Origin of the sequence: Enterobacter sp. BNK-18 (assembly GCF_047456135.1) — a bacterium.
Taxonomy (GTDB): domain Bacteria; phylum Pseudomonadota; class Gammaproteobacteria; order Enterobacterales; family Enterobacteriaceae; genus Enterobacter; species Enterobacter ludwigii.
In genome coordinates this window covers 3,358,696-3,384,078 of record NZ_CP179899.1, presented here as the reverse complement: position 1 = coordinate 3,384,078, position 25,383 = coordinate 3,358,696, and the positions used below count along the sequence as shown (strand labels likewise).

The 25,383-nt window shown below is 51.7% G+C and carries 40 protein-coding genes; 37 read left to right on the top strand and 3 right to left on the bottom strand.

What is annotated here, in order from left to right; all coding sequences use genetic code 11:
- On the bottom strand, positions 1-1,905 hold the full coding sequence (locus tag ACMGG3_RS16365) for an ABC transporter ATP-binding protein (protein WP_014171915.1): 1,905 nt from the start codon (positions 1,903-1,905) through the stop codon (positions 1-3).
- A 138-nt stretch (positions 1,906-2,043) separates the two neighbouring features.
- Between ACMGG3_RS16365 and kefG the strand changes: the two genes are divergently transcribed.
- From kefG to slyD, 4 genes are all read left to right on the top strand, one after another.
- Positions 2,044-2,595, top strand: a complete 552-nt coding sequence (kefG, locus tag ACMGG3_RS16360; protein ID WP_020884601.1) for a glutathione-regulated potassium-efflux system ancillary protein KefG — start codon at positions 2,044-2,046, stop codon at positions 2,593-2,595.
- Positions 2,595-4,400, top strand: a complete 1,806-nt coding sequence (kefB, locus tag ACMGG3_RS16355; RefSeq protein ID WP_250369469.1) for a glutathione-regulated potassium-efflux system protein KefB — start codon at positions 2,595-2,597, stop codon at positions 4,398-4,400. Before kefG ends, kefB begins: the two co-directional genes overlap by 1 nt.
- 13 nt (positions 4,401-4,413) lie before the next feature.
- Positions 4,414-4,614: a YheV family putative zinc ribbon protein gene (locus tag ACMGG3_RS16350; RefSeq protein ID WP_013099038.1), complete on the top strand. Its 201-nt coding sequence runs from the start codon at positions 4,414-4,416 to the stop codon at positions 4,612-4,614.
- A gap of 94 nt (positions 4,615-4,708) precedes the next feature.
- Positions 4,709-5,299 carry a peptidylprolyl isomerase gene (gene slyD, locus ACMGG3_RS16345; RefSeq protein WP_014171912.1) on the top strand — a complete coding sequence of 197 codons (591 nt, stop codon included), beginning with the start codon at positions 4,709-4,711 and terminating at the stop codon, positions 5,297-5,299.
- A gap of 54 nt (positions 5,300-5,353) precedes the next feature.
- Here slyD and ACMGG3_RS16340 read toward each other — a convergent pair whose 3' ends face one another.
- Complete coding sequence (locus ACMGG3_RS16340; protein WP_020884603.1) at positions 5,354-5,572, bottom strand: protein SlyX; 219 nt, start codon at positions 5,570-5,572, stop codon at positions 5,354-5,356.
- Between the two features lie 237 nt (positions 5,573-5,809).
- Between ACMGG3_RS16340 and fkpA the strand changes: the two genes are divergently transcribed.
- The 11 genes from fkpA to bfr all read left to right on the top strand — a co-directional run bounded on the left by fkpA (position 5,810) and on the right by bfr (position 14,014).
- Positions 5,810-6,631 carry an FKBP-type peptidyl-prolyl cis-trans isomerase gene (gene fkpA / locus ACMGG3_RS16335; protein WP_014171910.1) on the top strand — a complete coding sequence of 274 codons (822 nt, stop codon included), beginning with the start codon at positions 5,810-5,812 and terminating at the stop codon, positions 6,629-6,631.
- A 166-nt stretch (positions 6,632-6,797) separates the two neighbouring features.
- Positions 6,798-7,520 (top strand): transcriptional regulator, encoded by a 723-nt coding sequence (locus ACMGG3_RS16330; RefSeq protein WP_014171909.1) that lies wholly within the window; start codon positions 6,798-6,800, stop codon positions 7,518-7,520.
- Positions 7,520-7,906: a sulfurtransferase complex subunit TusD gene (tusD, locus tag ACMGG3_RS16325; protein ID WP_020884604.1), complete on the top strand. Its 387-nt coding sequence runs from the start codon at positions 7,520-7,522 to the stop codon at positions 7,904-7,906. The genes ACMGG3_RS16330 and tusD overlap by 1 nt, the downstream gene beginning before the upstream one ends.
- Positions 7,906-8,265 (top strand): sulfurtransferase complex subunit TusC, encoded by a 360-nt coding sequence (tusC, locus tag ACMGG3_RS16320; protein ID WP_014171907.1) that lies wholly within the window; start codon positions 7,906-7,908, stop codon positions 8,263-8,265. The genes tusD and tusC overlap by 1 nt, the downstream gene beginning before the upstream one ends.
- Positions 8,266-8,272: 7 nt before the next feature.
- On the top strand, positions 8,273-8,560 hold the full coding sequence (gene tusB / locus ACMGG3_RS16315; protein ID WP_014171906.1) for a sulfurtransferase complex subunit TusB: 288 nt from the start codon (positions 8,273-8,275) through the stop codon (positions 8,558-8,560).
- A 124-nt stretch (positions 8,561-8,684) separates the two neighbouring features.
- Positions 8,685-9,059: a 30S ribosomal protein S12 gene (rpsL, locus tag ACMGG3_RS16310; RefSeq protein WP_000246815.1), complete on the top strand. Its 375-nt coding sequence runs from the start codon at positions 8,685-8,687 to the stop codon at positions 9,057-9,059.
- A gap of 96 nt (positions 9,060-9,155) precedes the next feature.
- Entirely contained in the window at positions 9,156-9,626 is a 471-nt protein-coding gene (gene rpsG, locus ACMGG3_RS16305) for a 30S ribosomal protein S7 (protein WP_003861706.1), read from the top strand.
- A 96-nt stretch (positions 9,627-9,722) separates the two neighbouring features.
- Positions 9,723-11,837 (top strand): elongation factor G, encoded by a 2,115-nt coding sequence (gene fusA / locus ACMGG3_RS16300; protein ID WP_014171904.1) that lies wholly within the window; start codon positions 9,723-9,725, stop codon positions 11,835-11,837.
- A gap of 69 nt (positions 11,838-11,906) precedes the next feature.
- Positions 11,907-13,091, top strand: coding sequence for an elongation factor Tu (gene tuf / locus ACMGG3_RS16295; RefSeq protein WP_014171903.1), 1,185 nt, complete (start codon positions 11,907-11,909; stop codon positions 13,089-13,091).
- 179 nt (positions 13,092-13,270) lie between these two features.
- On the top strand, positions 13,271-13,465 hold the full coding sequence (gene bfd, locus ACMGG3_RS16290) for a bacterioferritin-associated ferredoxin (RefSeq protein ID WP_008503493.1): 195 nt from the start codon (positions 13,271-13,273) through the stop codon (positions 13,463-13,465).
- A 72-nt stretch (positions 13,466-13,537) separates the two neighbouring features.
- The gene (gene bfr, locus ACMGG3_RS16285) at positions 13,538-14,014 is read left to right on the top strand and encodes a bacterioferritin (protein ID WP_014171902.1); all 477 of its coding nucleotides are present in this window, start codon (positions 13,538-13,540) and stop codon (positions 14,012-14,014) included.
- Here bfr and ACMGG3_RS16280 read toward each other — a convergent pair.
- A complete protein-coding gene (locus tag ACMGG3_RS16280) occupies positions 13,998-14,471 on the bottom strand; it encodes a prepilin peptidase (protein ID WP_414149314.1) in 474 nt (157 codons plus the stop codon). The genes bfr and ACMGG3_RS16280 overlap by 17 nt on opposite strands.
- A 379-nt stretch (positions 14,472-14,850) precedes the next feature.
- Here ACMGG3_RS16280 and rpsJ point away from each other — a divergent pair, with 379 nt between their 5' ends.
- The 22 genes from rpsJ (at position 14,851) to secY (ending at position 25,354) form a co-directional block, all read left to right on the top strand.
- Entirely contained in the window at positions 14,851-15,162 is a 312-nt protein-coding gene (rpsJ, locus tag ACMGG3_RS16275; protein WP_001181005.1) for a 30S ribosomal protein S10, read from the top strand.
- A 32-nt stretch (positions 15,163-15,194) separates the two neighbouring features.
- Entirely contained in the window at positions 15,195-15,824 is a 630-nt protein-coding gene (gene rplC, locus ACMGG3_RS16270; protein WP_006178923.1) for a 50S ribosomal protein L3, read from the top strand.
- Between the two features lie 10 nt (positions 15,825-15,834).
- Positions 15,835-16,440, top strand: coding sequence for a 50S ribosomal protein L4 (gene rplD / locus ACMGG3_RS16265; protein ID WP_000424395.1), 606 nt, complete (start codon positions 15,835-15,837; stop codon positions 16,438-16,440).
- A complete protein-coding gene (rplW, locus tag ACMGG3_RS16260) occupies positions 16,437-16,739 on the top strand; it encodes a 50S ribosomal protein L23 (RefSeq protein ID WP_000617546.1) in 303 nt (100 codons plus the stop codon). Before rplD ends, rplW begins: the two co-directional genes overlap by 4 nt.
- Before the next feature lie 17 nt (positions 16,740-16,756).
- Positions 16,757-17,578 (top strand): 50S ribosomal protein L2, encoded by an 822-nt coding sequence (gene rplB / locus ACMGG3_RS16255; protein ID WP_000301859.1) that lies wholly within the window; start codon positions 16,757-16,759, stop codon positions 17,576-17,578.
- A 16-nt stretch (positions 17,579-17,594) separates the two neighbouring features.
- Positions 17,595-17,873 (top strand): 30S ribosomal protein S19, encoded by a 279-nt coding sequence (gene rpsS, locus ACMGG3_RS16250; RefSeq protein WP_001138117.1) that lies wholly within the window; start codon positions 17,595-17,597, stop codon positions 17,871-17,873.
- Between the two features lie 14 nt (positions 17,874-17,887).
- The gene (gene rplV, locus ACMGG3_RS16245) at positions 17,888-18,220 is read left to right on the top strand and encodes a 50S ribosomal protein L22 (RefSeq protein WP_002919773.1); all 333 of its coding nucleotides are present in this window, start codon (positions 17,888-17,890) and stop codon (positions 18,218-18,220) included.
- A gap of 17 nt (positions 18,221-18,237) precedes the next feature.
- On the top strand, positions 18,238-18,939 hold the full coding sequence (gene rpsC, locus ACMGG3_RS16240) for a 30S ribosomal protein S3 (RefSeq protein WP_000529945.1): 702 nt from the start codon (positions 18,238-18,240) through the stop codon (positions 18,937-18,939).
- 12 nt (positions 18,940-18,951) lie between these two features.
- Positions 18,952-19,362, top strand: a complete 411-nt coding sequence (gene rplP, locus ACMGG3_RS16235; protein WP_002919759.1) for a 50S ribosomal protein L16 — start codon at positions 18,952-18,954, stop codon at positions 19,360-19,362.
- A complete protein-coding gene (gene rpmC / locus ACMGG3_RS16230; protein WP_003863282.1) occupies positions 19,362-19,553 on the top strand; it encodes a 50S ribosomal protein L29 in 192 nt (63 codons plus the stop codon). The genes rplP and rpmC overlap by 1 nt, the downstream gene beginning before the upstream one ends.
- Positions 19,553-19,807, top strand: a complete 255-nt coding sequence (gene rpsQ, locus ACMGG3_RS16225; RefSeq protein WP_008503489.1) for a 30S ribosomal protein S17 — start codon at positions 19,553-19,555, stop codon at positions 19,805-19,807. The genes rpmC and rpsQ overlap by 1 nt, the downstream gene beginning before the upstream one ends.
- Before the next feature lie 166 nt (positions 19,808-19,973).
- Positions 19,974-20,345: a 50S ribosomal protein L14 gene (gene rplN / locus ACMGG3_RS16220; RefSeq protein WP_002919748.1), complete on the top strand. Its 372-nt coding sequence runs from the start codon at positions 19,974-19,976 to the stop codon at positions 20,343-20,345.
- A gap of 10 nt (positions 20,346-20,355) precedes the next feature.
- The gene (gene rplX / locus ACMGG3_RS16215) at positions 20,356-20,670 is read left to right on the top strand and encodes a 50S ribosomal protein L24 (protein WP_000729185.1); all 315 of its coding nucleotides are present in this window, start codon (positions 20,356-20,358) and stop codon (positions 20,668-20,670) included.
- A 14-nt stretch (positions 20,671-20,684) separates the two neighbouring features.
- Entirely contained in the window at positions 20,685-21,224 is a 540-nt protein-coding gene (gene rplE, locus ACMGG3_RS16210) for a 50S ribosomal protein L5 (protein ID WP_001096206.1), read from the top strand.
- A 14-nt stretch (positions 21,225-21,238) separates the two neighbouring features.
- Positions 21,239-21,544 carry a 30S ribosomal protein S14 gene (gene rpsN / locus ACMGG3_RS16205; protein ID WP_003863291.1) on the top strand — a complete coding sequence of 102 codons (306 nt, stop codon included), beginning with the start codon at positions 21,239-21,241 and terminating at the stop codon, positions 21,542-21,544.
- A gap of 30 nt (positions 21,545-21,574) precedes the next feature.
- Positions 21,575-21,967, top strand: coding sequence for a 30S ribosomal protein S8 (rpsH, locus tag ACMGG3_RS16200; protein ID WP_006178918.1), 393 nt, complete (start codon positions 21,575-21,577; stop codon positions 21,965-21,967).
- A 12-nt stretch (positions 21,968-21,979) separates the two neighbouring features.
- Positions 21,980-22,513, top strand: coding sequence for a 50S ribosomal protein L6 (gene rplF, locus ACMGG3_RS16195; RefSeq protein WP_003863296.1), 534 nt, complete (start codon positions 21,980-21,982; stop codon positions 22,511-22,513).
- 9 nt (positions 22,514-22,522) lie between these two features.
- The gene (rplR, locus tag ACMGG3_RS16190) at positions 22,523-22,876 is read left to right on the top strand and encodes a 50S ribosomal protein L18 (protein ID WP_013099023.1); all 354 of its coding nucleotides are present in this window, start codon (positions 22,523-22,525) and stop codon (positions 22,874-22,876) included.
- Between the two features lie 14 nt (positions 22,877-22,890).
- Complete coding sequence (gene rpsE / locus ACMGG3_RS16185; protein WP_003863299.1) at positions 22,891-23,391, top strand: 30S ribosomal protein S5; 501 nt, start codon at positions 22,891-22,893, stop codon at positions 23,389-23,391.
- Between the two features lie 6 nt (positions 23,392-23,397).
- Positions 23,398-23,577, top strand: coding sequence for a 50S ribosomal protein L30 (gene rpmD, locus ACMGG3_RS16180; protein WP_003863301.1), 180 nt, complete (start codon positions 23,398-23,400; stop codon positions 23,575-23,577).
- Between the two features lie 3 nt (positions 23,578-23,580).
- Positions 23,581-24,015: a 50S ribosomal protein L15 gene (rplO, locus tag ACMGG3_RS16175; protein WP_003863304.1), complete on the top strand. Its 435-nt coding sequence runs from the start codon at positions 23,581-23,583 to the stop codon at positions 24,013-24,015.
- 7 nt (positions 24,016-24,022) lie between these two features.
- Entirely contained in the window at positions 24,023-25,354 is a 1,332-nt protein-coding gene (secY, locus tag ACMGG3_RS16170; protein WP_014171896.1) for a preprotein translocase subunit SecY, read from the top strand.
- Positions 25,355-25,383: the final 29 nt, after the last annotated feature.

The window sequence follows — 25,383 nt, the reverse complement described above, 5'->3', positions numbered from 1 at the left end:
TTAGTCGGCCTGCAGCATGGTTTCCAGCTGTTCCTGGGCGTCCAGCCACGCCATCTCGCACGCTTCGAGGCTGGATTTCGTCTTCGCCTGTGTCTGCAGGCAGTCGGTCAGTTCTGCCTTACGGCTCTGGTCATACAGACCGCTGTCACCCAGCTTCTCTTCAACGGTAGCCAGCAGAGCGTTAAGTTTCTCCATCTCCTTTTCGAGACGGGCAATCTCTTTACGCAGCGGCTGGGTTTGAGTACGCAGTTCCGCTTCACGGCGCTTCTGGTCTTTACGCGCCTGGGCGCTGTTGGCGTTATCTTTCGACGAGTCATCCGGCTGGTTTTCCTGCTTCTGCACGTCCGTCAGCCACTGCTGATAGTCTTCCAGATCGCCATCGAACGGCTCGACTTTGCCATCGTGCACTAAATAGAGATCGTCCGTTGTGGAGCGGATCAGGTGACGATCGTGCGAGACGACAACCAGCGCGCCTTCAAACTCAATTAACGCTTCGGTCAGCGCCTGACGCATGTCGAGATCGAGGTGGTTTGTAGGTTCATCGAGCAGCAGCAGGTTCGGACGCTGCCAGACGATAAGCGCCAGCACCAGACGCGCTTTCTCGCCGCCGGAGAAACGTTCGGTGTTTTCGGTGACTTTATCGCCCTGGAAGCCAAAGCCGCCAAGGTAATCGCGCAGCTTCTGCTCCATCTCCTGCGGCGCCAGTCGCGCGAGGTGTTGGATGGGCGATTCATCCGCGCGTAAGAATTCCAGCTGATGCTGGGCGAAGTAGCCAAGCTTAATGCCTTTTGCCAGGCCGATCTCGCCGCTGACCGGGTTAAGCTCGCCCGCGAGTAGTTTAATCAGCGTCGATTTACCGGCGCCGTTACGTCCCAGCAGACCAATACGTGAACCCGGCACCAGGTTGAGCTTGATGGAGTCGAGAATAATGCGATCGCCGTAGCCAGCGCTCACCTTTTCCATCTTCAGCAGTGGGTTCGGCAGGCTCTCGGGCTCGCGAAAACTGAAGTGGAACGGGTTATCGACGTGCGCCGGGGCGATCATCTCCATGCGTTCCAGCATCTTGATGCGGCTCTGGGCCTGCTTGGCTTTAGAGGCTTTTGCCTTGAAGCGGTCAACAAAGCTTTGCAGATGCGCCACGCGCTGCTGCTGGCTTTCGTACATCGCCTGCTGTTGAGCAAGGCGCGTCGCGCGCTGGCGCTCGAATGAGCTGTAGTTGCCGGTGTATTCAAACAGGCTTTGCTGTTCGATATGAATGATTTTATCCACCACCGGGTCGAGGAAGTCGCGGTCGTGGGAGATCAGAATCAGAGTGCCCTGATAGCTCTTGAGCCACTTCTCCAGCCAAATAACCGCATCGAGATCGAGGTGGTTAGTGGGTTCATCAAGCAGCAGCAGGTCGGAACGGCAAATCAGTGCCTGCGCCAGGTTAAGGCGCATACGCCAGCCGCCGGAGAAGTCGCTGACGGGGCGTTCAAGCTGTTCGTTGCTGAAACCCAGACCGTGCAGCAGGCTGGAGGCGCGGGAGCGAATGGTCCATGCGTCGATGGCGTCCAGCTTACCGTGGACGGTGGCGATAGCATGACCGTCATTACGCTCGTTGGCGGCGTTCAGTTCAGCTTCCAGCTTACGGTATTCACGATCGCCGTCGATAACATAGTCGAGAGCGGGTTCGCTCAGGGCAGGCGTCTCCTGATTTACCCAGGCAAGCTGCCAGTTGCCCGGATAGGTAAAGTTACCGCCGTCAGCGCTAATCTCGTTTTTCAGCAGCGCAAGCAGGGTCGATTTTCCGCAGCCGTTTTTGCCGACCAGACCCACTTTTTGACCGGGATTGATGGTGGCGGAGGCGTTATCCAGCAGGACGCGCACGCCGCGGCGAATTTGTAACGAGGAGAAAACAATCATAGAAGCGCCGTATGTTCCGACTATGTTAATTTGTCATTATGATAATGTAAGGTGTGGGCCATTTTCCGCACCGGGCCGCCATGGTAGCCCAAAACAACGACGATACACAAAAACAGAAACAGAACCGGGAGGGGAGTGATGTCTCAGACAGCGAAAGTGCTGCTGCTGTATGCCCATCCGGAATCTCAGGACTCGGTGGCAAACCGGGTTCTGCTTAAGCCGGCTACTCAGCTCAGCAATGTGACGGTGCACGATCTCTACGCGCACTATCCTGATTTCTTTATTGATATTCCTTACGAGCAGGAACTGCTGCGTCAGCATGACGTGATTGTGTTCCAGCATCCGCTTTATACCTATAGCTGTCCGGCACTGCTGAAAGAGTGGCTGGACCGTGTGCTGAGCCGGGGGTTCTCCAGCGGGGTGGGGGGCAACCAGCTGGCGGGAAAGTACTGGCGCAGTGTCATTACGACCGGTGAGCCAGAGAGCGCTTACCGCCACGACGGTCTTAACCGTTATCCCATGAGTGATATCCTGCGGCCGTTTGAGCTGACGGCTGCGATGTGCCGCATGCACTGGATGAGCCCGATTATTGTCTACTGGGCGCGTCGCCAGAAGCCTGAAGCGCTGGCGAGCCACGCCAGAGCGTATGGCGATTGGCTTGCATCACCGATATCGGCGGGAGGTCGCTAATGGAAGGATCGAATTTACTCCTGGCCGGCGTGCTGTTTTTATTTGCCGCAGTGGTGGCGGTTCCGCTGGCCGCCCGGCTGGGCATTGGCGCGGTGCTGGGCTACCTGCTGGCCGGGATCGCCATTGGCCCCTGGGGGCTGGGATTCATCAGCGATGTGGATGAAATTCTCCACTTCTCTGAACTGGGCGTAGTGTTCCTGATGTTCATCATTGGCCTCGAACTGAACCCGTCAAAACTGTGGCAGCTCCGGCGATCGATATTTGGCGTGGGGGCGGCGCAGGTCTTGTTCAGTGCCGCAATTCTGGCCGGGCTGTTAATGCTGACCAACTTCTCGTGGCAGGCGGCGGTGATCGGCGGAATAGGTCTTGCGATGTCGTCGACAGCGATGGCGCTGCAGTTAATGCGTGACAAAGGGATGAACCGCAACGAGGCAGGACAGCTGGGCTTTTCGGTACTGCTGTTTCAGGACCTGGCCGTGATCCCGGCGCTGGCACTGGTGCCGTTACTGGCAGGCTCCGGTGACGATCATTTTGACTGGGTCAAAATCTCCATGAAGGTGCTGGCCTTCGCCGGCATGCTGATTGGCGGACGTTTCCTGCTGCGTCCTGTGTTTCGTTTTATTGCCGCCTCTGGCGTGCGCGAGGTGTTTACTGCCGCGACGCTGCTGCTGGTGCTGGGCTCGGCATTGTTTATGGACGCGCTGGGGCTGTCGATGGCGCTCGGTACGTTTATCGCCGGGGTGCTCCTTGCCGAAAGCGAATATCGTCACGAACTGGAAACGGCTATCGATCCGTTTAAAGGGCTGCTGTTAGGGTTGTTCTTTATTTCGGTGGGAATGGCGCTTAACCTGGGCGTGCTCTATACCCATTTGCTGTGGGTGGTGATGAGTGTTGTTGTGCTGGTGGCGGTAAAAACGCTGGTGCTGTACGTCATGGCACGGATATACGGGCTGCGCAGTTCCGAGCGCATGCAGTTTGCCAGCGTCTTAAGTCAGGGCGGAGAGTTCGCGTTCGTGCTGTTCTCCACTGCCTCCTCCCAGAAGCTGTTTAAAGACGATCAGATGGCGCTGCTGCTGGTGACGGTCACGCTGTCGATGATGACCACCCCGCTGCTCATCAGGCTGGTGGATAAGCTGCTCTCACGGCGCTTAAATCCGACGGAGGATGAAGATGAGATGCCGTGGGTGGAGGATGATAAGCCGCAGGTGATTGTGGTGGGCTTTGGCCGCTTTGGGCAGGTGATTGGACGTCTGCTGATGGCAAACAAAATGCGCATCACGGTGCTGGAGCGCGATATCAGCGCGGTGAATCTGATGCGTAAATACGGCTACAAGGTTTACTACGGCGACGCGACCCAGCTCGAACTGTTGCGTTCAGCGGGAGCAGAAGCGGCAGAGTCCATCGTGATTACCTGCAACGATCCGGAAGATACGATGAAGCTGGTGGAACTGTGCCAGCAGCATTTCCCGCATCTGCATATTCTGGCGCGTGCGCGTGGACGTGTTGAAGCGCACGAACTGCTGCAGGCAGGTGTGAAACACTTCTCCCGTGAGACATTTTCCAGTGCGCTGGAGTTGGGGCGTAAAGTGCTGATTTCGCTGGGTATGCATCCCCATCAGGCTCAGCGGGCCCAGATGCATTTTCGCCGGCTGGACATGCGAATGCTGCGCGAATTAATGCCGGTACACTCTGATACGGCGCAGATCTCGCGCGTGCGGGAAGCGCGTCGCGAGCTGGAAGAAATTTTCCAGCGAGAGATGCAACAGGAACGACGCCAGCTCGATGGCTGGGATGAATTTGAATAAAGGGTAACGAAAGATGGCTGTACGTAAACGCTTTATTGCGGGCGCAAAATGCCCGAGCTGCCAGGCGCAAGATACGCTGGCGATGTGGCGGGAAAATAATATTGATGTCGTAGAGTGTGTTAAGTGCGGTCATCAGATGCGCGAGGCGGATAAAGAAGCCCGCGATCATGTTCGCAAAGAAGAGCAAGTTATCGGGATTTTTCATCCGGACTAGCGATATGCCCTGAGTTTTTTTAAGCTAAAGGGTACACGGGTGCAGATTTCCGCTACAATCTGCGCCAGCAATTTTCCCTTGCTCAGGAGATATCATGAAAGTAGCAAAAGACCTGGTGGTCAGCCTGGCCTATCAGGTACGTACAGAAGACGGTGTGTTGGTTGATGAGTCTCCGGTGAGTGCGCCGCTTGACTACCTGCATGGTCACGGTTCCCTGATTTCCGGCCTGGAAAACGCGCTGGAAGGTCACGACGTTGGCGACAAATTCGACGTTGCTGTTGGCGCGAACGACGCTTACGGTCAGTACGACGACAACCTGGTGCAGCGTGTTCCTAAAGACGTGTTCATGGGCGTTGACGAACTGCAGGTTGGCATGCGCTTCCTGGCGGAAACTGACCAGGGTCCGGTTCCTGTTGAAATCACTGAAGTGGAAGACGACCACGTTGTGGTTGACGGCAACCACATGCTGGCTGGCCAGAACCTGAAATTCAACGTAGAAGTTGTTGCGATCCGTGAAGCGACCGAAGAAGAGCTGGCTCATGGCCACGTTCACGGTGCGCACGGTCACGACCATGACCACGATCACGGCCACGACGGCTGCTGTGGTGGTCACGGCCACGATCACGACCATGGTCACGACCACGGTAAAGGTGGTTGCGGTAACGGCGGCTGCGGTTGCCACTAATTCCGTTATGCGGAAAATAAAAAAGCGGGATAATAATCCCGCTTTTTTTACGCCTCAATAGTGAGGTGGTGGCGTCTCTTCTGACTGAGAGGCAATATGTGACGGCTGTGTGGCCTTCAGTTTGTCCGTCAGCAGGCGCATGAGATCCCGCAGTTTCGCCATTTCCAGTTCATGTGCGGTCACGGTCTGGTTTAGCTCTTCGATGGTGATGTCCTGAAAAGCCAGGCGGCTTTCCAGCTCAGCCATTCTCGCTTCTAACATTGTGTCCTTCATCTTTCACCTCGTTGTATCTCATTAACCACAATCGGCCAGCGGCGGCGAAGTTTAACTGAGTTTATCCTTAAGTTCAGTATCTATCCCCTTGGCAAGAAACTTATTTAAACAAAAATAGTCTGAAAAGTGGCGAGAATCGGGAGAGTCTGTCTGTAGATTTCTTCCGCAACGTTTTATAGTACGTAACTCATTTACGTTTAACGCTGGGGTGAGAGTCCCCAGGCCCTGGAGATATGGATGAAATCACTGTTTAAAGTAACGCTGCTGGCGACGACGATGGCTGTTGCGCTGAACGCGCCGCTGTCCTTCGCTGCTGATACTGCTGCGAAGCCTGCTGCAACTGCAGACAGCAAAGCGGCGTTCAAAAATGACGACCAGAAATCCGCCTACGCACTTGGCGCATCTCTGGGTCGTTACATGGAAAACTCTCTGAAAGAACAAGAGAAACTGGGCATTAAACTGGACAAAGCTCAGCTGATCGCGGGCGTTCAGGACGCATTTGCAGATAAGAGCAAACTGTCTGACCAGGAAATTGAACAGACTCTGCAGGCGTTCGAAGCACGTGTGAAAGGTGCCGCTCAGACTAAGATGGAAGCGGATGCAAAAGACAACGAAGCGAAAGGCAAAGCCTACCGCGATACCTTTGCTAAAGAGAAGGGCGTGAAAACCTCCTCTACGGGTCTGGTGTACAAAGTTGAGAAAGAAGGTACCGGTGACGCGCCTAAAGACAGCGATACTGTCGTGGTTAACTACAAAGGTACGCTGATCGACGGTAAAGAGTTCGATAACTCTTACACCCGTGGTGAGCCTCTCTCCTTCCGTCTGGATGGTGTGATCCCAGGCTGGACTGAAGGTCTGAAAAACATCAAGAAAGGTGGCAAGATCAAACTGGTTATTCCACCGGATCTGGCATATGGCAAAACCGGCGTTCCAGGTATCCCTGCTAACTCTACCCTGGTCTTTGACGTAGAGCTGCTGGACATCAAGCCAGCGCCGAAAGCTGATGCGAAACCAGAAGCGCAGGCAGAACAGAAAGCTGCGACAGACGCGAAGAAGTAATGGAATGAAAACCGCCGCCTTTAAGGCGGCGGTTTTTTTTATTGTGGGGCAGATATAATTAACACTGGAAAGCGTTATGCACGCTGTATTAATTTAGTTGTCCGTGTAGATAATGAGCCTGCCCTGAAAACCTAACGACAGGCTCCTGAAAAGGAGTGTTTTTTTCATGTCCAGGTCGCTTTTAACCAACGAAACCAGTGAACTTGATTTACTGGATCAACGTCCTTTCGACCAGACCGACTTCGATATTCTGAAATCCTACGAGGCGGTAGTGGACGGGTTAGCGATGCTCATTGGGTCCCACTGCGAAATCGTATTGCACTCCCTGCAAGATCTTAAGTGTTCCGCCATCCGCATTGCTAATGGTGAGCATACTGGCCGTAAAATTGGTTCGCCAATCACCGACCTTGCATTGCGTATGCTGCATGACATGACCGGCGCGGACAGCAGCGTCTCCAAATGTTATTTCACTCGCGCCAAAAGCGGCGTACTAATGAAATCAGAAACCATCGCGATTCGAAATCGCGAGCATCGCGTGATCGGTCTGTTGTGCATCAACATGAACCTTGATGTGCCGTTCTCGCAAATCATGAGCACTTTCATACCGCCTGAAACGCCGGACGTTGGCTCCTCAGTTAACTTTGCCTCCTCGGTTGAAGATCTGGTGACGCAGACGCTTGAGTTCACTATCGAAGAGGTGAATGCCGATCGCAACGTATCGAACAACGCCAAGAATCGTCAGATCGTGCTGAATCTCTATGAGAAAGGGATTTTTGACATCAAAGACGCCATTAACCAGGTGGCCGATCGCCTGAACATTTCCAAGCATACGGTCTACCTCTACATCCGCCAGTTCAAAAGCGGTGATTTCCAGGGGCAAGACAAGTAATGCGTTTTTCGCTGATGGTGACAGGCCCAGCGTATGGTACTCAGCAGGCCAGCAGCGCGCTGCAGTTTGCGCATGCGTTACTGGCTGCCGGACATGAGCTGGTGAGCGTCTTCTTTTATCGGGAAGGGGTGTATAACGCCAACCAGTTTACCTCACCGGCCAGCGATGAATTTGATCTGGTGCGCGCCTGGCAGACGCTGAACGAGACAAGGGGGGTTGCGCTGCATATCTGCGTGGCGGCAGCCCTGCGTCGCGGCGTGACCGATGCCACCGAAGCTGAACGTCTTGGCTTGCCAGGGGCCAACCTGCAGCCGGGGTTTACGTTGAGCGGTCTGGGCGCACTGGCACAGGCTGCGTTAACCTGCGACAGAGTGGTGCAATTCTGATGAAACGCGTGGCGTTTGTTTTTTCATCTGCTCCGCACGGTAGTGCGTCCGGCAGAGAAGGGCTGGATGCGTTGCTCGCAACATCAGCACTGACCGAAGACATCGGTGTCTTCTTTTTAGGGGATGGCGTGTTTCAGCTTCTGGCAGGCCAGCAGCCGCAGGCTATTCTGGCGCGGGATTACATCGCGACCTTTAAAGTGCTGCCGCTTTACGACATTGAAACCTTTTTTGTCTGCGCTGATTCTCTTGCTGCGCGCGGTCTGAGCGATAAGACGTCTTTCGTGCTGGATGTAACACTCCTCCCGGCCGACGCGCTGCGCGACCAACTTTCCCATTACGACACCGTTCTGAATTTCTGAGGCTGACATGCTCCATACCCTGAGCCGTTCACCGTGGCATTGTGATATCGACGCATTACTGAGCATGCTGCGCGAAGGTGATGACCTGCTGCTGATTCAGGATGGCGTACTGGCTGCGCTTGAAGGGAGTCGTTTCGTTGAAATTCTCAGCAATGCCCCCATATCCGTCTCTGCGCTGAAAGACGATCTTGAGGCGCGAGGTCTTTCTGGTCAAATTTCAGCCAAAATTGACGTGGTTGGCTATACTGATTTCGTCAATCTTACTGTGACGCACGCCAGTCAAATGAACTGGTGATCCGAGATCGCTGTATATTTCTTGACACCTTTTCGACGTAGCCCTAAAATTTCGCGTCCTCATATTGTATGAGGTCGTTTTATTACGTGTTTACGAAGCAAAAGCTAAAACCAGGAGCTATTTAATGGCAACAGTTAACCAGCTGGTACGCAAACCACGTGCGCGCAAAGTTGCAAAAAGCAACGTGCCTGCACTGGAAGCCTGCCCGCAGAAACGTGGCGTATGTACTCGTGTATATACCACCACTCCTAAAAAACCAAACTCCGCACTGCGTAAAGTATGCCGTGTGCGTTTGACTAACGGTTTCGAAGTGACTTCCTACATCGGTGGTGAAGGTCACAACCTGCAGGAGCACTCCGTGATCCTGATCCGTGGTGGTCGTGTTAAAGACCTTCCGGGTGTTCGTTACCACACCGTTCGTGGTGCGCTGGACTGCTCAGGTGTTAAAGACCGTAAGCAGGCTCGCTCCAAGTACGGCGTGAAGCGTCCTAAGGCTTAATGGTTCTCCGTTAAGTAAGGCCAAACTGATTTATCTTAATGTCAAACTAAACTCGTAGAGTTTTGGACAATCCTGAATTAACAACGGAGTATTCCCATGCCACGTCGTCGCGTCATTGGTCAGCGTAAAATTCTTCCAGATCCGAAATTCGGATCAGAACTGCTGGCAAAATTTGTAAATATCCTGATGGTAGATGGTAAAAAATCTACTGCAGAAGCAATCGTATACAGCGCGCTGGAGACCCTGGCTCAGCGCTCTGGTAAAAATGAACTGGAAGCTTTCGAAGTCGCTCTCGACAACGTGCGCCCGACTGTAGAAGTTAAGTCTCGCCGCGTTGGTGGTTCTACTTATCAGGTTCCAGTTGAAGTTCGTCCGGTTCGTCGTAATGCTCTGGCAATGCGTTGGATCGTTGAAGCTGCTCGTAAACGCGGTGATAAATCCATGGCTCTGCGTCTGGCGAACGAACTTTCTGATGCTGCAGAAAACAAAGGTACTGCAGTTAAGAAACGTGAAGACGTTCACCGTATGGCAGAAGCCAACAAGGCGTTCGCACACTACCGTTGGTAATCCCTTCGGAGTATTAGTCACCAGGCGGGCGCTTCAGCGAAGCTGCCCGTCCTGGGTTACTTAACTGAACGCCTAAAGAAACAAACGAGGAATCAAATGGCTCGTACAACACCCATCGCACGTTACCGTAACATTGGTATCAGTGCGCACATCGACGCCGGTAAGACCACTACTACCGAACGTATTCTGTTCTACACCGGTGTAAACCATAAAATCGGTGAAGTTCATGACGGCGCAGCCACCATGGACTGGATGGAACAGGAGCAGGAGCGTGGTATTACTATCACCTCCGCAGCGACTACTGCATTCTGGTCAGGTATGGCTAAGCAGTACGAACCGCATCGCGTTAACATCATCGACACCCCAGGGCACGTTGACTTCACCATCGAAGTAGAACGTTCCATGCGTGTTCTTGACGGCGCGGTAATGGTTTATTGCGCAGTTGGTGGTGTTCAGCCACAGTCTGAGACCGTATGGCGTCAGGCGAACAAATATAAAGTTCCACGCATCGCGTTCGTTAACAAAATGGACCGTATGGGTGCTAACTTCCTGAAAGTTGTTGGTCAGATCAAATCCCGTCTGGGCGCGAACCCTGTTCCGCTGCAGCTGGCAATTGGTGCTGAAGAAGGCTTCACCGGCGTTATCGACCTGGTGAAAATGAAAGCCATCAACTGGAACGATGCAGACCAGGGCGTTACCTTCGAATACGAAGATATCCCAGCTGAGATGCAGGACCTGGCTGACGAATGGCACCAGAACCTGATCGAATCCGCTGCTGAAGCTTCTGAAGAGCTGATGGAGAAATACCTGGGTGGTGAAGAACTGACTGAAGAAGAGATCAAAAAAGCTCTGCGTCAGCGTGTTCTGAACAACGAAATCATCCTGGTAACCTGTGGTTCTGCATTCAAGAACAAAGGTGTTCAGGCGATGCTGGATGCGGTAATTGATTACCTGCCATCCCCGGTTGACGTTCCTGCGATCAACGGCATCCTGGACGACGGTAAAGATACTCCGGCTGAACGTCACGCAAGCGACGAAGAGCCGTTCTCTGCACTGGCGTTCAAAATTGCTACCGACCCATTCGTGGGTAACCTGACCTTCTTCCGCGTTTACTCTGGTGTGGTTAACTCCGGTGACACCATCCTGAACTCCGTGAAAACGGCGCGTGAACGTTTTGGCCGTATCGTACAGATGCACGCTAACAAACGTGAAGAGATCAAAGAAGTTCGTGCGGGCGACATCGCTGCAGCAATCGGTCTGAAAGACGTGACTACTGGTGACACCCTGTGTGACCCGGATCACCCGATCATTCTGGAGCGTATGGAATTCCCTGAGCCGGTAATCTCCATCGCGGTTGAACCAAAAACCAAAGCTGACCAGGAAAAAATGGGTCTGGCTCTGGGCCGTCTGGCGAAAGAAGACCCATCATTCCGCGTATGGACTGATGAAGAATCTAACCAGACCATCATCGCTGGTATGGGTGAACTGCACCTGGACATCATCGTTGACCGTATGAAGCGTGAATTCAACGTTGAAGCGAACGTGGGTAAACCTCAGGTTGCTTACCGCGAAGCGATTCGTGCGAAAGTTACCGATGTTGAAGGTAAACACGCTAAGCAGTCTGGTGGTCGCGGTCAGTACGGTCACGTTGTGATCGACATGTACCCACTGGAGCCGGGCTCTAACCCTAAAGGTTACGAGTTCATCAACGACATCAAAGGTGGTGTAATTCCTGGCGAATACATCCCAGCCGTTGATAAAGGTATCCAGGAACAGCTGAAAGCGGGCCCTCTGGCTGGCTATCCGGTTGTTGACATGGGTGTCCGTCTGCACTTCGGTTCTTACCACGACGTTGACTCCTCTGAACTGGCGTTTAAACTGGCTGCGTCTATTGCCTTTAAAGAAGGCTTTAAGAAAGCAAAACCAGTTCTGCTTGAGCCAATCATGAAGGTTGAAGTAGAGACTCCTGAAGAGAACACCGGTGACGTTATCGGTGACTTGAGCCGTCGTCGCGGTATGCTGCGCGGTCAGGAATCCGAAGTAACTGGCGTTAAGATCCATGCTGAAGTTCCGCTGTCTGAAATGTTCGGATATGCAACTCAGCTGCGTTCTCTGACCAAAGGTCGTGCATCATACACCATGGAATTCCTGAAGTATGATGATGCGCCTAACAACGTTGCTCAGGCCGTTATCGAAGCCCGTGGTAAGTAATCCACAGGATTAAAACCTAAGTCCCGTGCTCTCTCCGAAGGGGAGAGCACTATAGTAAGGAATATAGCCGTGTCTAAAGAAAAATTTGAACGTACAAAACCGCACGTCAACGTTGGTACTATCGGCCACGTTGACCATGGTAAAACTACCCTGACCGCTGCAATCACTACCGTACTGGCTAAAACCTACGGCGGTGCTGCTCGTGCATTCGACCAGATCGATAACGCACCAGAAGAAAAAGCGCGTGGTATCACCATCAACACTTCTCACGTTGAATATGACACCCCGACTCGCCACTACGCACACGTAGACTGCCCAGGCCACGCCGACTATGTTAAAAACATGATCACCGGTGCTGCGCAGATGGACGGCGCGATCCTGGTTGTTGCTGCGACTGACGGCCCAATGCCTCAGACTCGTGAGCACATCCTGCTGGGTCGTCAGGTAGGCGTTCCTTACATCATCGTGTTCCTGAACAAATGTGACATGGTTGATGACGAAGAGCTGCTGGAACTGGTAGAGATGGAAGTTCGTGAACTGCTGTCTCAGTACGATTTCCCAGGCGACGACACTCCAATCGTTCGTGGTTCCGCGCTGAAAGCGCTGGAAGGCGAAGCAGAGTGGGAAGAGAAAATCATCGAACTGGCTGGCTTCCTGGATTCTTACATCCCAGAACCAGAGCGTGCGATTGACAAGCCGTTCCTGCTGCCAATCGAAGACGTATTCTCCATCTCCGGTCGTGGTACCGTTGTTACCGGTCGTGTTGAGCGCGGTATCATCAAAGTTGGCGAAGAAGTTGAAATCGTTGGTATCAAAGAGACTGCTAAGTCTACCTGTACTGGCGTTGAAATGTTCCGCAAACTGCTGGACGAAGGCCGTGCTGGTGAGAACGTAGGTGTTCTGCTGCGTGGTATCAAACGTGAAGAAATCGAACGTGGTCAGGTACTGGCTAAGCCAGGCTCAATCAAGCCACACACCAAGTTCGAATCTGAAGTGTATATCCTGTCCAAAGACGAAGGCGGCCGTCATACTCCGTTCTTCAAAGGCTACCGTCCACAGTTCTACTTCCGTACAACTGACGTGACCGGTACCATCGAACTGCCAGAAGGCGTTGAGATGGTAATGCCAGGCGACAACATCAAGATGGTTGTGACTCTGATCCACCCAATCGCGATGGACGACGGTCTGCGTTTCGCAATCCGTGAAGGCGGCCGTACCGTTGGCGCGGGCGTTGTTGCTAAAGTTCTGGGCTAATTACTTATCCCTGAATTAAAAAAGGACGCTTCGGCGTCCTTTTTTGTTTTCTGCCGTTATGTGTCTGTCACAAATTTTCGCATTTTTCGTCCTCTCCCGCCCCGTATACGGGTGTTTGTGCTATTGTAATCATAACCATTCTCACTTACACTTTGCGCATATTTTGAACGGGAGTCTTTATGTACGTTTGTTTATGTAATGGTGTAAGCGACAAAAAAATACGTCAGGCCGTTCGCCAGTTTCAGCCACAGTCCTTCCAGCAGCTTCGCAAATTTGTTCCAGTGGGAAATCAATGCGGTAAATGTGTACGTGCTGCACGTGAGATCATGCAGGACGAATTGATGCAGATCCCGGAATACAAAGAGATTGCGTAAGCGCCCATCTTTTTTTTGACATCCCTGTAGCCCGATCTACGCTTCAATGAGTGGAAGCGGAGGGACTATATAATGAAAGGTGATGTTAAAATCATAAGTTATCTCAATAAATTATTGGGAAATGAGCTTGTCGCGATCAATCAGTATTTTCTCCATGCGAGAATGTTCAAAAACTGGGGCCTGATGCGCCTCAACGATGTTGAATACCATGAATCCATCGATGAGATGAAACATGCCGATAAATACATCGAGCGTATTTTATTCCTTGAAGGCATTCCTAACCTGCAGGATCTCGGCAAACTCGGCATCGGTGAAGATGTTGAAGAGATGCTTCGGTCCGACCTCAGGCTCGAGCTTGAAGGCGCAAAAGATCTCCGCGAAGCCATTGCCTATGCGGACAGTGTTCATGACTACGTCAGCCGCGATATGATGATCCAGATTCTGGCCGATGAAGAAGGGCATATCGACTGGCTTGAAACTGAGCTGGATCTCATCAGTAAAATTGGTCTGCAGAATTATCTTCAATCCCAGATTAAAGTGGCTGACTAAACAGCGTCTGCCAGCCAACGCTTAAACCCGCTGCCGCCAGAAATGGCCCAAAAGGCAGTGGGTTTTTTAATGCCTGTTTATCAGGAGCCGGTAAAGCGAGAATGAGCTGATAAAGAAGCGCCACCAATGCGGCGGTTAACACCAGTGCGGGCAATATGTGCCAACCGTGCCACGCCCCCAGTGCCGAAAGATATTTCACATCGCCATAGCCCATCCCTTCACGTCCAGTCAGAAGCCGGTAGCCCCAGTAGATAATCGCAAAGCTCACATACCCTGCCATCGCGCCAGTCACTGCGTTCGAAAGAAAGTCAGGATGAAGGCAACGCTGGAAGAGCAGGCCGGTCCATAAGAGGGGACAGAGGTATTTATCCGGGAGAAGGCCGGAACGAATATCTTCACGTACCAGTAAACCGGAGAGTGTGAAGTAAACGAGCAGAAAGGGGAGGGGAGTCAGCATACGCAAAGCCTCAAAGATGTTTGGTGCATACTCTTCTCATGATGCAAGGCCAGCAACGTCCGAACACAGGAATTGCGTGAGGGGTTCATAAGAAGAGATGAAAGCAGACAGGTTGCTGCAAATAATGGAATGCCCTACGCATCGCATGTCTTTGGCGCTTAATTTCTAAACGGCACTTGCGTCTTGCTCAGATTTACGTATAATGCGCGGGCTTGTCGTAGTTGACGGCGGGTTCAATCTGAACCGGAGTAGCTAATTTTGTTACTCAACAATGCTCCCAATCGGGGAGCTACGTAAGAACGGTTACACTCTCCCATCAATCGTAATGGGTTTGAGGAGTAATCATTTTCGTTTATAAAATAATTGGAGCTCTGGTCTCATGCAGAACCAAAGAATCCGTATCCGCCTTAAAGCGTTTGATCATCGTCTGATCGATCAATCAACCGCGGAAATCGTCGAGACTGCTAAGCGCACTGGTGCGCAAGTCCGTGGTCCGATCCCGCTGCCGACCCGCAAAGAGCGCTTTACCGTTCTGATCTCTCCGCACGTTAACAAAGATGCGCGTGATCAGTACGAAATCCGCACTCACAAGCGTCTGGTTGACATCGTTGAGCCAACTGAGAAAACCGTTGATGCTCTGATGCGTCTGGATCTGGCTGCCGGTGTAGACGTGCAGATCAGCCTGGGTTAATCAGGTCATCGAGCGATTGAGAGGTTGAAACAATGATTGGTTTAGTCGGTAAAAAAGTGGGAATGACCCGCATCTTCACTGAAGATGGCGTTTCTATCCCAGTAACCGTAATCGAAGTTGAAGCAAACCGCGTTACTCAGGTTAAAGATCTGGCTAACGATGGCTACCGCGCTGTTCAAGTTACCACCGGTGCTAAAAAAGCTAACCGTGTAACCAAACCAGAAGCGGGTCACTTCGCTAAAGCTGGCGTTGAAGCTGGCCGTGGTCTGTGGGAATTCCGTCTTGCTGAAGGCGAAGAGTTCACCGTAGGTCAAGACATTAGCGTTGAGCTGTTTGCTGACGTTAAAAAAGTTGACGTAACCGGTACCTCTAAAGGTAAAGGTTTTGCTGGTACCGTTAAGCGCTGGAACTTCCGTACCCAGGACGCTACTCACGGTAACTCCTTGTCTCACCGCGTTCCGGGTTCTATCGGTCAGAACCAGACTCCGGGCAAAGTGTTCAAAGGCAAGAAAATGGCAGGTCAGCTGGGTAACGAACGTGTAACCGTTCAGAGCCTGGACGTAGTACGTGTTGACGCTGAGCGCAACCTGCTGCTGGTTAAGGGTGCTGTTCCGGGTGCTACCGGTAGCGACCTGATCGTTAAACCAGCTGTGAAGGCGTAAGGGGATAGCAATGGAATTAGTATTGAAAGACGCGCAGAGCGCGCTGACTGTTTCCGAAACTACCTTCGGTCGTGATTTCAACGAAGCGCTGGTTCACCAGGTTGTTGTTGCTTATGCAGCTGGTGCTCGTCAGGGTACTCGTGCTCAGAAGACTCGTGCTGAAGTAACTGGTTCTGGCAAAAAGCCATGGCGCCAGAAAGGTACCGGCCGTGCGCGTTCAGGTTCTATCAAGAGCCCGATCTGGCGTTCAGGTGGCGTGACCTTCGCTGCGCGTCCACAGGACCACAGTCAAAAAGTTAACAAAAAGATGTACCGCGGCGCGCTGAAAAGCATTCTGTCCGAACTGGTACGTCAGGATCGTCTGATCGTTGTCGAGAAGTTCTCTGTAGAAGCGCCTAAAACTAAGCTGCTGGCACAGAAACTGAAAGACATGGCTCTGGAAGATGTGCTGATCATCACCGGTGAGCTGGACGAGAACCTGTTCCTGGCCGCACGTAACCTGCACAAGGTTGACGTACGCGATGCGACTGGTATCGACCCGGTTAGCCTGATCGCCTTCGACAAAGTCGTAATGACTGCTGATGCTGTTAAGCAAGTTGAGGAGATGCTGGCATGATTCGTGAAGAACGTCTGCTGAAGGTGCTTCGCGCACCGCACGTTTCTGAAAAAGCGTCTACTGCGATGGAAAAAACAAACACCATCGTTCTCAAAGTTGCTAAAGACGCGACCAAAGCAGAGATCAAAGCTGCTGTGCAGAAACTGTTTGAAGTCGAAGTCGAAGTCGTTAACACCCTGGTTGTTAAAGGGAAAGTTAAACGTCACGGACAGCGTATCGGTCGTCGTAGCGACTGGAAAAAAGCTTACGTCACCCTTAAAGAAGGCCAGAACCTGGACTTCGTTGGCGGCGCTGAGTAAGTCGGAGGAGTAATACAATGGCAGTTGTTAAATGTAAACCGACATCTCCGGGTCGTCGCCACGTAGTTAAAGTGGTTAACCCTGAGCTGCACAAGGGCAAACCTTTTGCTCCGTTGCTGGAAAAAAACAGCAAATCCGGTGGTCGTAACAACAATGGCCGTATCACCACTCGTCACATCGGTGGTGGCCACAAGCAGGCTTATCGTATTGTTGACTTCAAACGCAACAAAGACGGTATCCCAGCAGTTGTTGAACGTCTTGAGTACGATCCGAACCGTTCCGCGAACATCGCGCTGGTTCTGTACAAAGACGGTGAACGCCGTTACATCCTGGCCCCTAAAGGCCTGAAAGCTGGCGACCAGATTCAGTCTGGCGTTGATGCTGCAATCAAAGCAGGCAACACCCTGCCGATGCGCAATATCCCGGTTGGTTCTACCGTTCATAACGTAGAAATGAAACCAGGTAAAGGCGGTCAGCTGGCGCGTTCCGCGGGTACTTACGTTCAGATCGTTGCTCGTGACGGTGCTTATGTCACCCTGCGTCTGCGTTCTGGTGAAATGCGTAAAGTCGAAGCAGATTGCCGCGCTACTCTGGGCGAAGTTGGCAATGCTGAGCATATGCTGCGCGTTCTGGGTAAAGCTGGTGCTGCACGCTGGCGTGGTGTTCGTCCTACCGTTCGCGGTACTGCGATGAACCCAGTAGACCACCCACATGGTGGTGGTGAAGGTCGTAACTTTGGTAAGCACCCGGTAACTCCGTGGGGCGTTCAGACCAAAGGTAAGAAGACCCGCAGCAACAAGCGTACTGATAAATTTATCGTACGTCGCCGTAGCAAATAATTTTAGAGGATAAGCCATGCCACGTTCTCTCAAGAAAGGTCCTTTTATTGACCTGCACTTGCTGAAGAAGGTAGAGAAAGCGGTGGAAAGCGGAGACAAGAAGCCCCTGCGCACTTGGTCCCGTCGTTCAACGATCTTTCCTAACATGATCGGTTTGACCATCGCTGTCCATAATGGTCGTCAGCACGTTCCAGTCTTTGTTACCGACGAAATGGTTGGTCACAAACTGGGTGAATTCGCACCGACTCGTACTTATCGCGGCCACGCTGCTGATAAAAAAGCGAAGAAGAAATAAGGTAGGAGGAAGAGATGGAAACTTTAGCTCAACATCGCCATGCTCGTTCTTCTGCTCAGAAGGTTCGCCTTGTTGCTGACCTGATTCGCGGTAAGAAAGTGTCGCAGGCCCTGGACATCCTGACCTATACCAACAAGAAAGCTGCGGTATTGGTCAAGAAAGTACTGGAATCTGCCATTGCTAACGCTGAACACAACGATGGCGCTGACATCGACGATCTGAAAGTCGCGAAAATTTTCGTAGATGAAGGCCCAAGCATGAAGCGCATTATGCCGCGTGCGAAAGGTCGTGCAGATCGCATCCTGAAGCGCACCAGCCACATTACTGTGGTTGTGTCCGATCGCTGAGACTCTGGAGACTAGCAATGGGTCAGAAAGTACATCCTAATGGTATTCGCCTGGGTATTGTAAAACCATGGAACTCTACCTGGTTTGCGAACACCAAAGAATTCGCTGACAACCTGGACAGCGATTTTAAAGTACGTCAGTACCTGACTAAGGAACTGGCTAAAGCGTCTGTATCTCGTATCGTTATCGAGCGTCCAGCTAAGAGCATTCGTGTAACCATTCACACTGCTCGTCCTGGCATCGTTATCGGTAAGAAAGGCGAAGACGTAGAAAAACTGCGCAAGGTCGTAGCGGATATCGCTGGCGTTCCTGCACAGATCAATATCGCTGAAGTTCGTAAGCCTGAACTGGACGCTAAATTGGTTGCTGACAGCATCACTTCACAGCTGGAACGTCGTGTTATGTTCCGTCGTGCTATGAAGCGTGCTGTACAGAACGCAATGCGTCTGGGCGCTAAGGGTATCAAAGTTGAAGTTAGCGGCCGTCTGGGCGGCGCGGAAATCGCACGTACCGAATGGTACCGCGAAGGTCGCGTACCGCTGCACACTCTGCGTGCTGACATCGACTACAACACCTCTGAAGCGCACACCACTTACGGTGTAATCGGCGTTAAGGTATGGATCTTCAAAGGTGAGATCCTGGGTGGTATGGCTGCTGTTGAACAACCGGAAAAACCGGCTGCTCAACCTAAAAAGCAGCAGCGTAAAGGCCGTAAATAAGGAGCGTCGCTGATGTTACAACCAAAGCGTACAAAATTCCGTAAAGTGCACAAAGGCCGCAACCGTGGTCTGGCGCAGGGTACGGATGTTAGCTTCGGCACTTTCGGTCTGAAAGCTGTTGGCCGTGGTCGTCTGACTGCACGTCAGATCGAAGCAGCACGTCGTGCAATGACCCGTGCAGTTAAGCGTCAAGGTAAGATCTGGATCCGTGTATTCCCGGACAAACCGATCACCGAGAAGCCGCTGGAAGTTCGTATGGGTAAAGGTAAAGGTAACGTGGAGTACTGGGTTGCCTTGATCCAACCGGGCAAAGTCCTTTATGAAATGGACGGCGTTCCGGAAGAGCTGGCCCGTGAAGCCTTCGGCCTGGCAGCAGCGAAACTGCCTATCAAAACCACCTTTGTAACTAAGACGGTGATGTAATGAAAGCAAAAGAGCTGCGTGAAAAAAGCGTTGAAGAGCTGAACGCTGAGCTGCTGAACCTGCTGCGTGAGCAGTTCAACCTGCGTATGCAGGCTGCAAGTGGCCAGCTGCAACAGACTCACCTGCTGAAGCAAGTGCGTCGCAATGTTGCGCGCGTTAAGACTTTACTGACTCAGAAGGCGGGTGCGTAATGACCGATAAAATCCGTACTCTGCAAGGTCGTGTTGTTAGCGACAAAATGGAGAAATCCATCGTTGTAGCTATCGAACGTATTGTGAAACACCCGATCTACGGTAAATTCATCAAACGTACGACCAAACTGCACGTACATGACGAGAACAACGAATGTGGTATCGGCGACAAGGTTGAAATCCGTGAATGCCGTCCACTGTCCAAGACTAAGTCCTGGACGCTGGTTCGCGTTGTAGAGAAAGCGGTTCTGTAATAGAGTACGCATTCTCAATACGAATAAACGGCTCAGCGATGAGCCGTTTATTTTTTCTACCCATATTGTAGAAGCGGTGTTATAATGCCGCGCCCTCGATATGGGGCTTTTTAACGGCTCTGATTTTAGAGTCTCAGGTAGTAGTTGACATTAGCGGAGCACTAAAATGATCCAAGAACAGACTATGCTGAACGTCGCCGACAACTCCGGTGCACGTCGCGTAATGTGTATCAAGGTTCTGGGTGGCTCGCACCGTCGCTACGCAGGCGTAGGCGACATCATCAAGATCACCATCAAAGAAGCAATTCCACGTGGTAAGGTCAAAAAAGGTGATGTGCTGAAAGCGGTAGTGGTGCGCACCAAGAAGGGTGTTCGTCGCCCTGACGGTTCTGTCATTCGCTTCGATGGTAATGCATGCGTTATTTTGAACAATAACAGTGAGCAGCCAATCGGCACGCGTATCTTTGGGCCGGTAACTCGTGAACTTCGTACTGAAAAGTTCATGAAAATTATCTCTCTGGCACCAGAAGTACTCTAAGGAGCGAATCATGGCAGCGAAAATCCGTCGTGATGACGAAGTTATCGTGTTAACCGGTAAAGATAAAGGTAAACGCGGTAAAGTAAAAAATGTCCTGTCTTCCGGCAAGGTCATTGTTGAAGGTATCAACCTGGTTAAGAAACATCAGAAGCCGGTTCCGGCCCTGAACCAACCAGGCGGCATCGTTGAAAAAGAAGCTGCTATTCAGGTTTCTAACGTTGCAATCTTCAATGCGGCAACCGGCAAGGCTGACCGTGTAGGCTTTAGATTCGAAGACGGGAAAAAAGTCCGTTTCTTCAAGTCTAACAGCGAAACTATCAAGTAATTTGGAGTAGTACGATGGCGAAACTGCATGATTACTACAAAGACGAAGTAGTTAACAAACTCATGACTGAGTTTAACTACAATTCTGTCATGCAAGTCCCTCGGGTCGAGAAGATCACCCTGAACATGGGTGTTGGTGAAGCGATCGCTGACAAGAAACTGCTGGATAACGCAGCAGCTGACCTGACAGCAATCTCCGGTCAAAAACCGCTGATCACCAAAGCACGCAAATCTGTTGCAGGCTTCAAAATCCGTCAGGGCTATCCGATCGGCTGTAAAGTAACTCTGCGTGGCGAACGCATGTGGGAGTTCTTTGAGCGCCTGATCACTATTGCTGTACCACGTATCCGTGACTTCCGTGGCTTGTCCGCTAAGTCTTTCGACGGTCGTGGTAACTACAGCATGGGTGTCCGTGAGCAGATCATCTTCCCAGAGATCGACTACGATAAAGTCGACCGCGTGCGTGGTTTGGATATTACCATTACCACTACTGCGAAATCTGATGAAGAAGGCCGTGCTCTGCTGGCTGCCTTTGACTTCCCGTTCCGCAAGTAAGGTAGGGTTACTGAATGGCTAAGCAATCAATGAAAGCACGCGAAGTAAAACGCGTAGCTTTAGCTGATAAATTCTTCGCTAAACGCGCTGAACTGAAAGCGATCATTTCTGATGTGAACGCTTCCGACGAAGATCGTTGGAATGCGGTTCTCAAGCTGCAGTCTCTGCCGCGTGATTCCAGCCCGTCTCGTCAGCGTAACCGCTGTCGTCAAACAGGTCGTCCACATGGTTATGTGGGCAAGTTTGGGTTGAGCCGTATCAAACTGCGTGAAGCCGCCATGCGCGGTGAAGTACCAGGCTTGAAAAAGGCTAGCTGGTAATTACCAATTGAATCACGGGAGTAAAGACAGATGAGCATGCAAGATCCGATCGCGGATATGCTGACCCGTATCCGTAACGGTCAGGCCGCGAACAAAGTTGCGGTCACCATGCCTTCCGCCAAGCTGAAAGTGGCAATTGCCAACGTGCTGAAGGAAGAAGGTTTTATCGAAGATTTTAAAGTTGAAGGCGACACCAAGCCGGAACTGGAACTTACTCTCAAGTATTTCCAGGGTAAAGCTGTTGTAGAAAGCATTCAGCGTGTCAGCCGCCCAGGTCTGCGCATCTATAAGAAAAAAGATGAGCTGCCTAAAGTAATGGCTGGTCTTGGTATCGCAGTTGTTTCTACCTCTAAAGGTGTTATGACTGATCGTGCAGCGCGCCAGGCTGGTCTTGGTGGCGAAATTATCTGCTACGTAGCCTAATCGGAGGAAAGAATGTCTCGTGTTGCTAAAGCACCGGTCGTTATTCCTGCCGGCGTTGATGTAAAAATCGACGGTCAGGTTATTACGATCAAAGGTAAAAACGGCGAGCTGACTCGTACCCTCAACAAAGCTGTTGAAGTTAAACATGCAGATAATGCTCTGACCTTCGGTCCACGTGATGGTTTCGTGGATGGATGGGCTCAGGCTGGTACCGCGCGTGCCCTGCTGAACTCAATGGTTGTTGGTGTTACCGAAGGCTTCACTAAAAAGCTTCAACTGGTTGGTGTAGGTTATCGTGCAGCTATCAAAGGGAATGCAGTAGGCCTGTCTCTGGGCTTCTCACACCCTGTTGAGCATCCGCTGCCGGCCGGTATCACTGCAGAATGTCCGACCCAGACTGAAATCGTGCTGAAAGGCGCTGATAAACAGCTGATCGGTCAGGTTGCAGCAGATCTGCGCGCCTACCGTCGTCCTGAGCCTTATAAAGGCAAGGGTGTTCGTTACGCCGACGAAGTCGTGCGTACCAAAGAGGCTAAGAAGAAGTAAGGTAACACTATGGATAAGAAATCTGCTCGTATCCGTCGTGCGACCCGCGCACGCCGCAAGCTCAAAGAGCTGGGTGCAACTCGCCTGGTGGTACATCGTACCCCGCGTCATATTTACGCACAGGTCATTGCACCAAACGGTTCTGAAGTTCTGGTAGCTGCTTCTACTGTAGAAAAAGCTATTGCAGAGCAATTGAAGTACACCGGTAACAAAGACGCCGCTGCAGCTGTAGGTAAAGCTGTTGCAGAACGCGCTCTGGAAAAAGGCATCAGCAATGTTTCCTTTGACCGTTCCGGGTTCCAATATCATGGTCGTGTCCAGGCACTGGCAGATGCTGCCCGTGAAGCTGGCCTTCAGTTCTAAGGTAGAGGTGTAAGATGGCTCACATCGAAAAACAGGCTGGCGAACTGCAGGAAAAGCTGATCGCGGTTAACCGCGTATCTAAAACCGTTAAAGGTGGTCGTATTTTCTCCTTCACAGCTCTGACTGTAGTTGGCGATGGTAACGGTCGCGTTGGTTTTGGTTACGGTAAAGCGCGTGAAGTTCCAGCAGCGATCCAGAAAGCGATGGAAAAAGCCCGTCGCAATATGATTAACGTCGCGCTGAACAACGGTACCCTGCAGCACCCAGTTAAAGGTGTTCACACGGGTTCTCGTGTATTCATGCAGCCAGCTTCAGAAGGTACCGGTATCATCGCCGGTGGTGCAATGCGCGCCGTTCTGGAAGTTGCTGGGGTTCATAACGTTCTGGCTAAAGCATACGGTTCCACCAACCCGATTAACGTGGTTCGTGCAACTATTGATGGCCTGGAAAATATGAATTCTCCAGAAATGGTCGCTGCCAAGCGTGGTAAATCCGTTGAAGAAATTCTGGGGTAATTGACCATGGCAAAGACTATTAAAATCACTCAAACCCGCAGTGCAATCGGTCGTCTGCCGAAACACAAGGCAACGCTGCTTGGCCTGGGTCTGCGTCGTATTGGTCATACCGTTGAGCGCGAGGATACTCCCGCTGTTCGTGGTATGGTCAACGCGGTTTACTTCATGGTTAAAGTTGAGGAGTAAGAGATGCGTTTAAATACTCTGTCTCCGGCCGAAGGCTCTAAAAAGGCGGGTAAACGCCTGGGTCGTGGTATCGGTTCTGGCCTCGGCAAAACCGGTGGTCGTGGTCACAAAGGTCAGAACTCTCGTTCTGGCGGTGGCGTACGTCGCGGTTTCGAGGGTGGCCAGATGCCACTGTACCGTCGTCTGCCGAAGTTCGGCTTCACTTCTCGCAAAGCAGCGATTACAGCGGAAATCCGTCTGTCTGACCTGGCGAAAGTTGAAGGCGGCGTTGTAGACCTGAACACGCTGAAAGCGGCAAACATTATCGGTATCCAGATCGAGTTCGCGAAAGTGATCCTGGCTGGTGAAGTTTCTACTCCGGTAACTGTTCGTGGCCTGCGTGTTACTAAAGGTGCTCGTGCTGCTATCGAAGCCGCTGGCGGTAAAATTGAGGAATAAGTAGCAGATGGCTAAGCAACCGGGATTAGATTTTCAAAGTGCCAAAGGTGGATTTGGCGAGCTGAAACGCAGACTGCTGTTTGTTATCGGCGCGCTGATTGTGTTCCGTGTTGGCTCTTTTATTCCGATCCCTGGTATCGATGCCGCTGTACTTGCCAAACTGCTTGAGCAACAGCGAGGCACCATCATTGAAATGTTTAACATGTTCTCTGGTGGTGCTCTCAGCCGTGCTTCTATCTTCGCTCTGGGTATCATGCCGTATATTTCGGCATCGATTATTATCCAGCTGCTGACGGTCGTTCATCCGGCCCTGGCAGAACTGAAGAAAGAAGGGGAGTCTGGACGTCGTAAGATAAGCCAGTACACCCGTTACGGCACTCTGGTGCTGGCAATATTCCAGTCGATCGGTATTGCTACCGGTCTTCCGAATATGCCTGGTATGCAGGGCCTGGTATTAAACCCAGGCTTTGCATTCTATTTCACCGCTGTTGTAAGTCTGGTCACAGGAACAATGTTCCTGATGTGGCTCGGCGAACAGATTACTGAGCGTGGTATCGGTAACGGTATCTCAATCATTATCTTCGCTGGTATCGTTGCGGGTCTCCCGCCAGCCATTGCCCACACTATCGAGCAAGCGCGTCAAGGCGACCTGCACTTCCTCCTGTTGCTGTTGGTTGCAGTATTAGTATTTGCAGTGACGTTCTTTGTTGTCTTCGTTGAACGTGGTCAACGCCGCATTGTGGTGAACTACGCTAAGCGTCAACAAGGTCGTCGTGTCTATGCTGCACAGAGCACACATTTACCGCTGAAAGTGAACATGGCGGGGGTTATCCCGGCTATCTTCGCTTCCAGTATTATTCTGTTCCCGGCAACCATCGCGTCATGGTTCGGGGGCGGTACTGGTTGGAACTGGCTGACAACAATTTCGCTGTATTTGCAGCCTGGGCAACCACTTTATGTGTTACTCTATGCGTCTGCGATCATCTTCTTCTGTTTCTTCTACACGGCGTTGGTTTTCAACCCGCGTGAAACAGCAGATAACCTGAAGAAGTCCGGTGCATTTGTACCAGGAATTCGTCCGGGAGAGCAAACGGCGAAGTATATCGATAAAGTAATGACTCGCCTGACTTTGGTTGGTGCGCTTTATATTACTTTTATCTGCCTGATCCCGGAGTTCATGCGTGATGCAATGAAGGTACCGTTCTACTTCGGTGGGACCTCACTGCTTATCGTTGTTGTCGTGATTATGGACTTTATGGCTCAAGTGCAAACTCTGATGATGTCCAGTCAGTATGAGTCTGCATTGAAGAAGGCGAACCTGAAAGGCTACGGCCGCTAAATGGTCGCCTGAGAAGTTACGGAGAGTAA

Coding starts and splice junctions, on each gene's coding strand:
- ACMGG3_RS16365 (WP_014171915.1), bottom strand. CDS start 1,905: ATGATTGTTTTCTCCTCGTTACAAATTCGCCGCGGCGTGCGCGTCCTG.
- kefG (WP_020884601.1), top strand. CDS start 2,044: ATGTCTCAGACAGCGAAAGTGCTGCTGCTGTATGCCCATCCGGAATCT.
- kefB (WP_250369469.1), top strand. CDS start 2,595: ATGGAAGGATCGAATTTACTCCTGGCCGGCGTGCTGTTTTTATTTGCC.
- ACMGG3_RS16350 (WP_013099038.1), top strand. CDS start 4,414: ATGGCTGTACGTAAACGCTTTATTGCGGGCGCAAAATGCCCGAGCTGC.
- slyD (WP_014171912.1), top strand. CDS start 4,709: ATGAAAGTAGCAAAAGACCTGGTGGTCAGCCTGGCCTATCAGGTACGT.
- ACMGG3_RS16340 (WP_020884603.1), bottom strand. CDS start 5,572: ATGAAGGACACAATGTTAGAAGCGAGAATGGCTGAGCTGGAAAGCCGC.
- fkpA (WP_014171910.1), top strand. CDS start 5,810: ATGAAATCACTGTTTAAAGTAACGCTGCTGGCGACGACGATGGCTGTT.
- ACMGG3_RS16330 (WP_014171909.1), top strand. CDS start 6,798: ATGTCCAGGTCGCTTTTAACCAACGAAACCAGTGAACTTGATTTACTG.
- tusD (WP_020884604.1), top strand. CDS start 7,520: ATGCGTTTTTCGCTGATGGTGACAGGCCCAGCGTATGGTACTCAGCAG.
- tusC (WP_014171907.1), top strand. CDS start 7,906: ATGAAACGCGTGGCGTTTGTTTTTTCATCTGCTCCGCACGGTAGTGCG.
- tusB (WP_014171906.1), top strand. CDS start 8,273: ATGCTCCATACCCTGAGCCGTTCACCGTGGCATTGTGATATCGACGCA.
- rpsL (WP_000246815.1), top strand. CDS start 8,685: ATGGCAACAGTTAACCAGCTGGTACGCAAACCACGTGCGCGCAAAGTT.
- rpsG (WP_003861706.1), top strand. CDS start 9,156: ATGCCACGTCGTCGCGTCATTGGTCAGCGTAAAATTCTTCCAGATCCG.
- fusA (WP_014171904.1), top strand. CDS start 9,723: ATGGCTCGTACAACACCCATCGCACGTTACCGTAACATTGGTATCAGT.
- bfd (WP_008503493.1), top strand. CDS start 13,271: ATGTACGTTTGTTTATGTAATGGTGTAAGCGACAAAAAAATACGTCAG.
- bfr (WP_014171902.1), top strand. CDS start 13,538: ATGAAAGGTGATGTTAAAATCATAAGTTATCTCAATAAATTATTGGGA.
- ACMGG3_RS16280 (WP_414149314.1), bottom strand. CDS start 14,471: ATGCTGACTCCCCTCCCCTTTCTGCTCGTTTACTTCACACTCTCCGGT.
- rpsJ (WP_001181005.1), top strand. CDS start 14,851: ATGCAGAACCAAAGAATCCGTATCCGCCTTAAAGCGTTTGATCATCGT.
- rplC (WP_006178923.1), top strand. CDS start 15,195: ATGATTGGTTTAGTCGGTAAAAAAGTGGGAATGACCCGCATCTTCACT.
- rplD (WP_000424395.1), top strand. CDS start 15,835: ATGGAATTAGTATTGAAAGACGCGCAGAGCGCGCTGACTGTTTCCGAA.
- rplW (WP_000617546.1), top strand. CDS start 16,437: ATGATTCGTGAAGAACGTCTGCTGAAGGTGCTTCGCGCACCGCACGTT.
- rplB (WP_000301859.1), top strand. CDS start 16,757: ATGGCAGTTGTTAAATGTAAACCGACATCTCCGGGTCGTCGCCACGTA.
- rpsS (WP_001138117.1), top strand. CDS start 17,595: ATGCCACGTTCTCTCAAGAAAGGTCCTTTTATTGACCTGCACTTGCTG.
- rplV (WP_002919773.1), top strand. CDS start 17,888: ATGGAAACTTTAGCTCAACATCGCCATGCTCGTTCTTCTGCTCAGAAG.
- rpsC (WP_000529945.1), top strand. CDS start 18,238: ATGGGTCAGAAAGTACATCCTAATGGTATTCGCCTGGGTATTGTAAAA.
- rplP (WP_002919759.1), top strand. CDS start 18,952: ATGTTACAACCAAAGCGTACAAAATTCCGTAAAGTGCACAAAGGCCGC.
- rpmC (WP_003863282.1), top strand. CDS start 19,362: ATGAAAGCAAAAGAGCTGCGTGAAAAAAGCGTTGAAGAGCTGAACGCT.
- rpsQ (WP_008503489.1), top strand. CDS start 19,553: ATGACCGATAAAATCCGTACTCTGCAAGGTCGTGTTGTTAGCGACAAA.
- rplN (WP_002919748.1), top strand. CDS start 19,974: ATGATCCAAGAACAGACTATGCTGAACGTCGCCGACAACTCCGGTGCA.
- rplX (WP_000729185.1), top strand. CDS start 20,356: ATGGCAGCGAAAATCCGTCGTGATGACGAAGTTATCGTGTTAACCGGT.
- rplE (WP_001096206.1), top strand. CDS start 20,685: ATGGCGAAACTGCATGATTACTACAAAGACGAAGTAGTTAACAAACTC.
- rpsN (WP_003863291.1), top strand. CDS start 21,239: ATGGCTAAGCAATCAATGAAAGCACGCGAAGTAAAACGCGTAGCTTTA.
- rpsH (WP_006178918.1), top strand. CDS start 21,575: ATGAGCATGCAAGATCCGATCGCGGATATGCTGACCCGTATCCGTAAC.
- rplF (WP_003863296.1), top strand. CDS start 21,980: ATGTCTCGTGTTGCTAAAGCACCGGTCGTTATTCCTGCCGGCGTTGAT.
- rplR (WP_013099023.1), top strand. CDS start 22,523: ATGGATAAGAAATCTGCTCGTATCCGTCGTGCGACCCGCGCACGCCGC.
- rpsE (WP_003863299.1), top strand. CDS start 22,891: ATGGCTCACATCGAAAAACAGGCTGGCGAACTGCAGGAAAAGCTGATC.
- rpmD (WP_003863301.1), top strand. CDS start 23,398: ATGGCAAAGACTATTAAAATCACTCAAACCCGCAGTGCAATCGGTCGT.
- rplO (WP_003863304.1), top strand. CDS start 23,581: ATGCGTTTAAATACTCTGTCTCCGGCCGAAGGCTCTAAAAAGGCGGGT.
- secY (WP_014171896.1), top strand. CDS start 24,023: ATGGCTAAGCAACCGGGATTAGATTTTCAAAGTGCCAAAGGTGGATTT.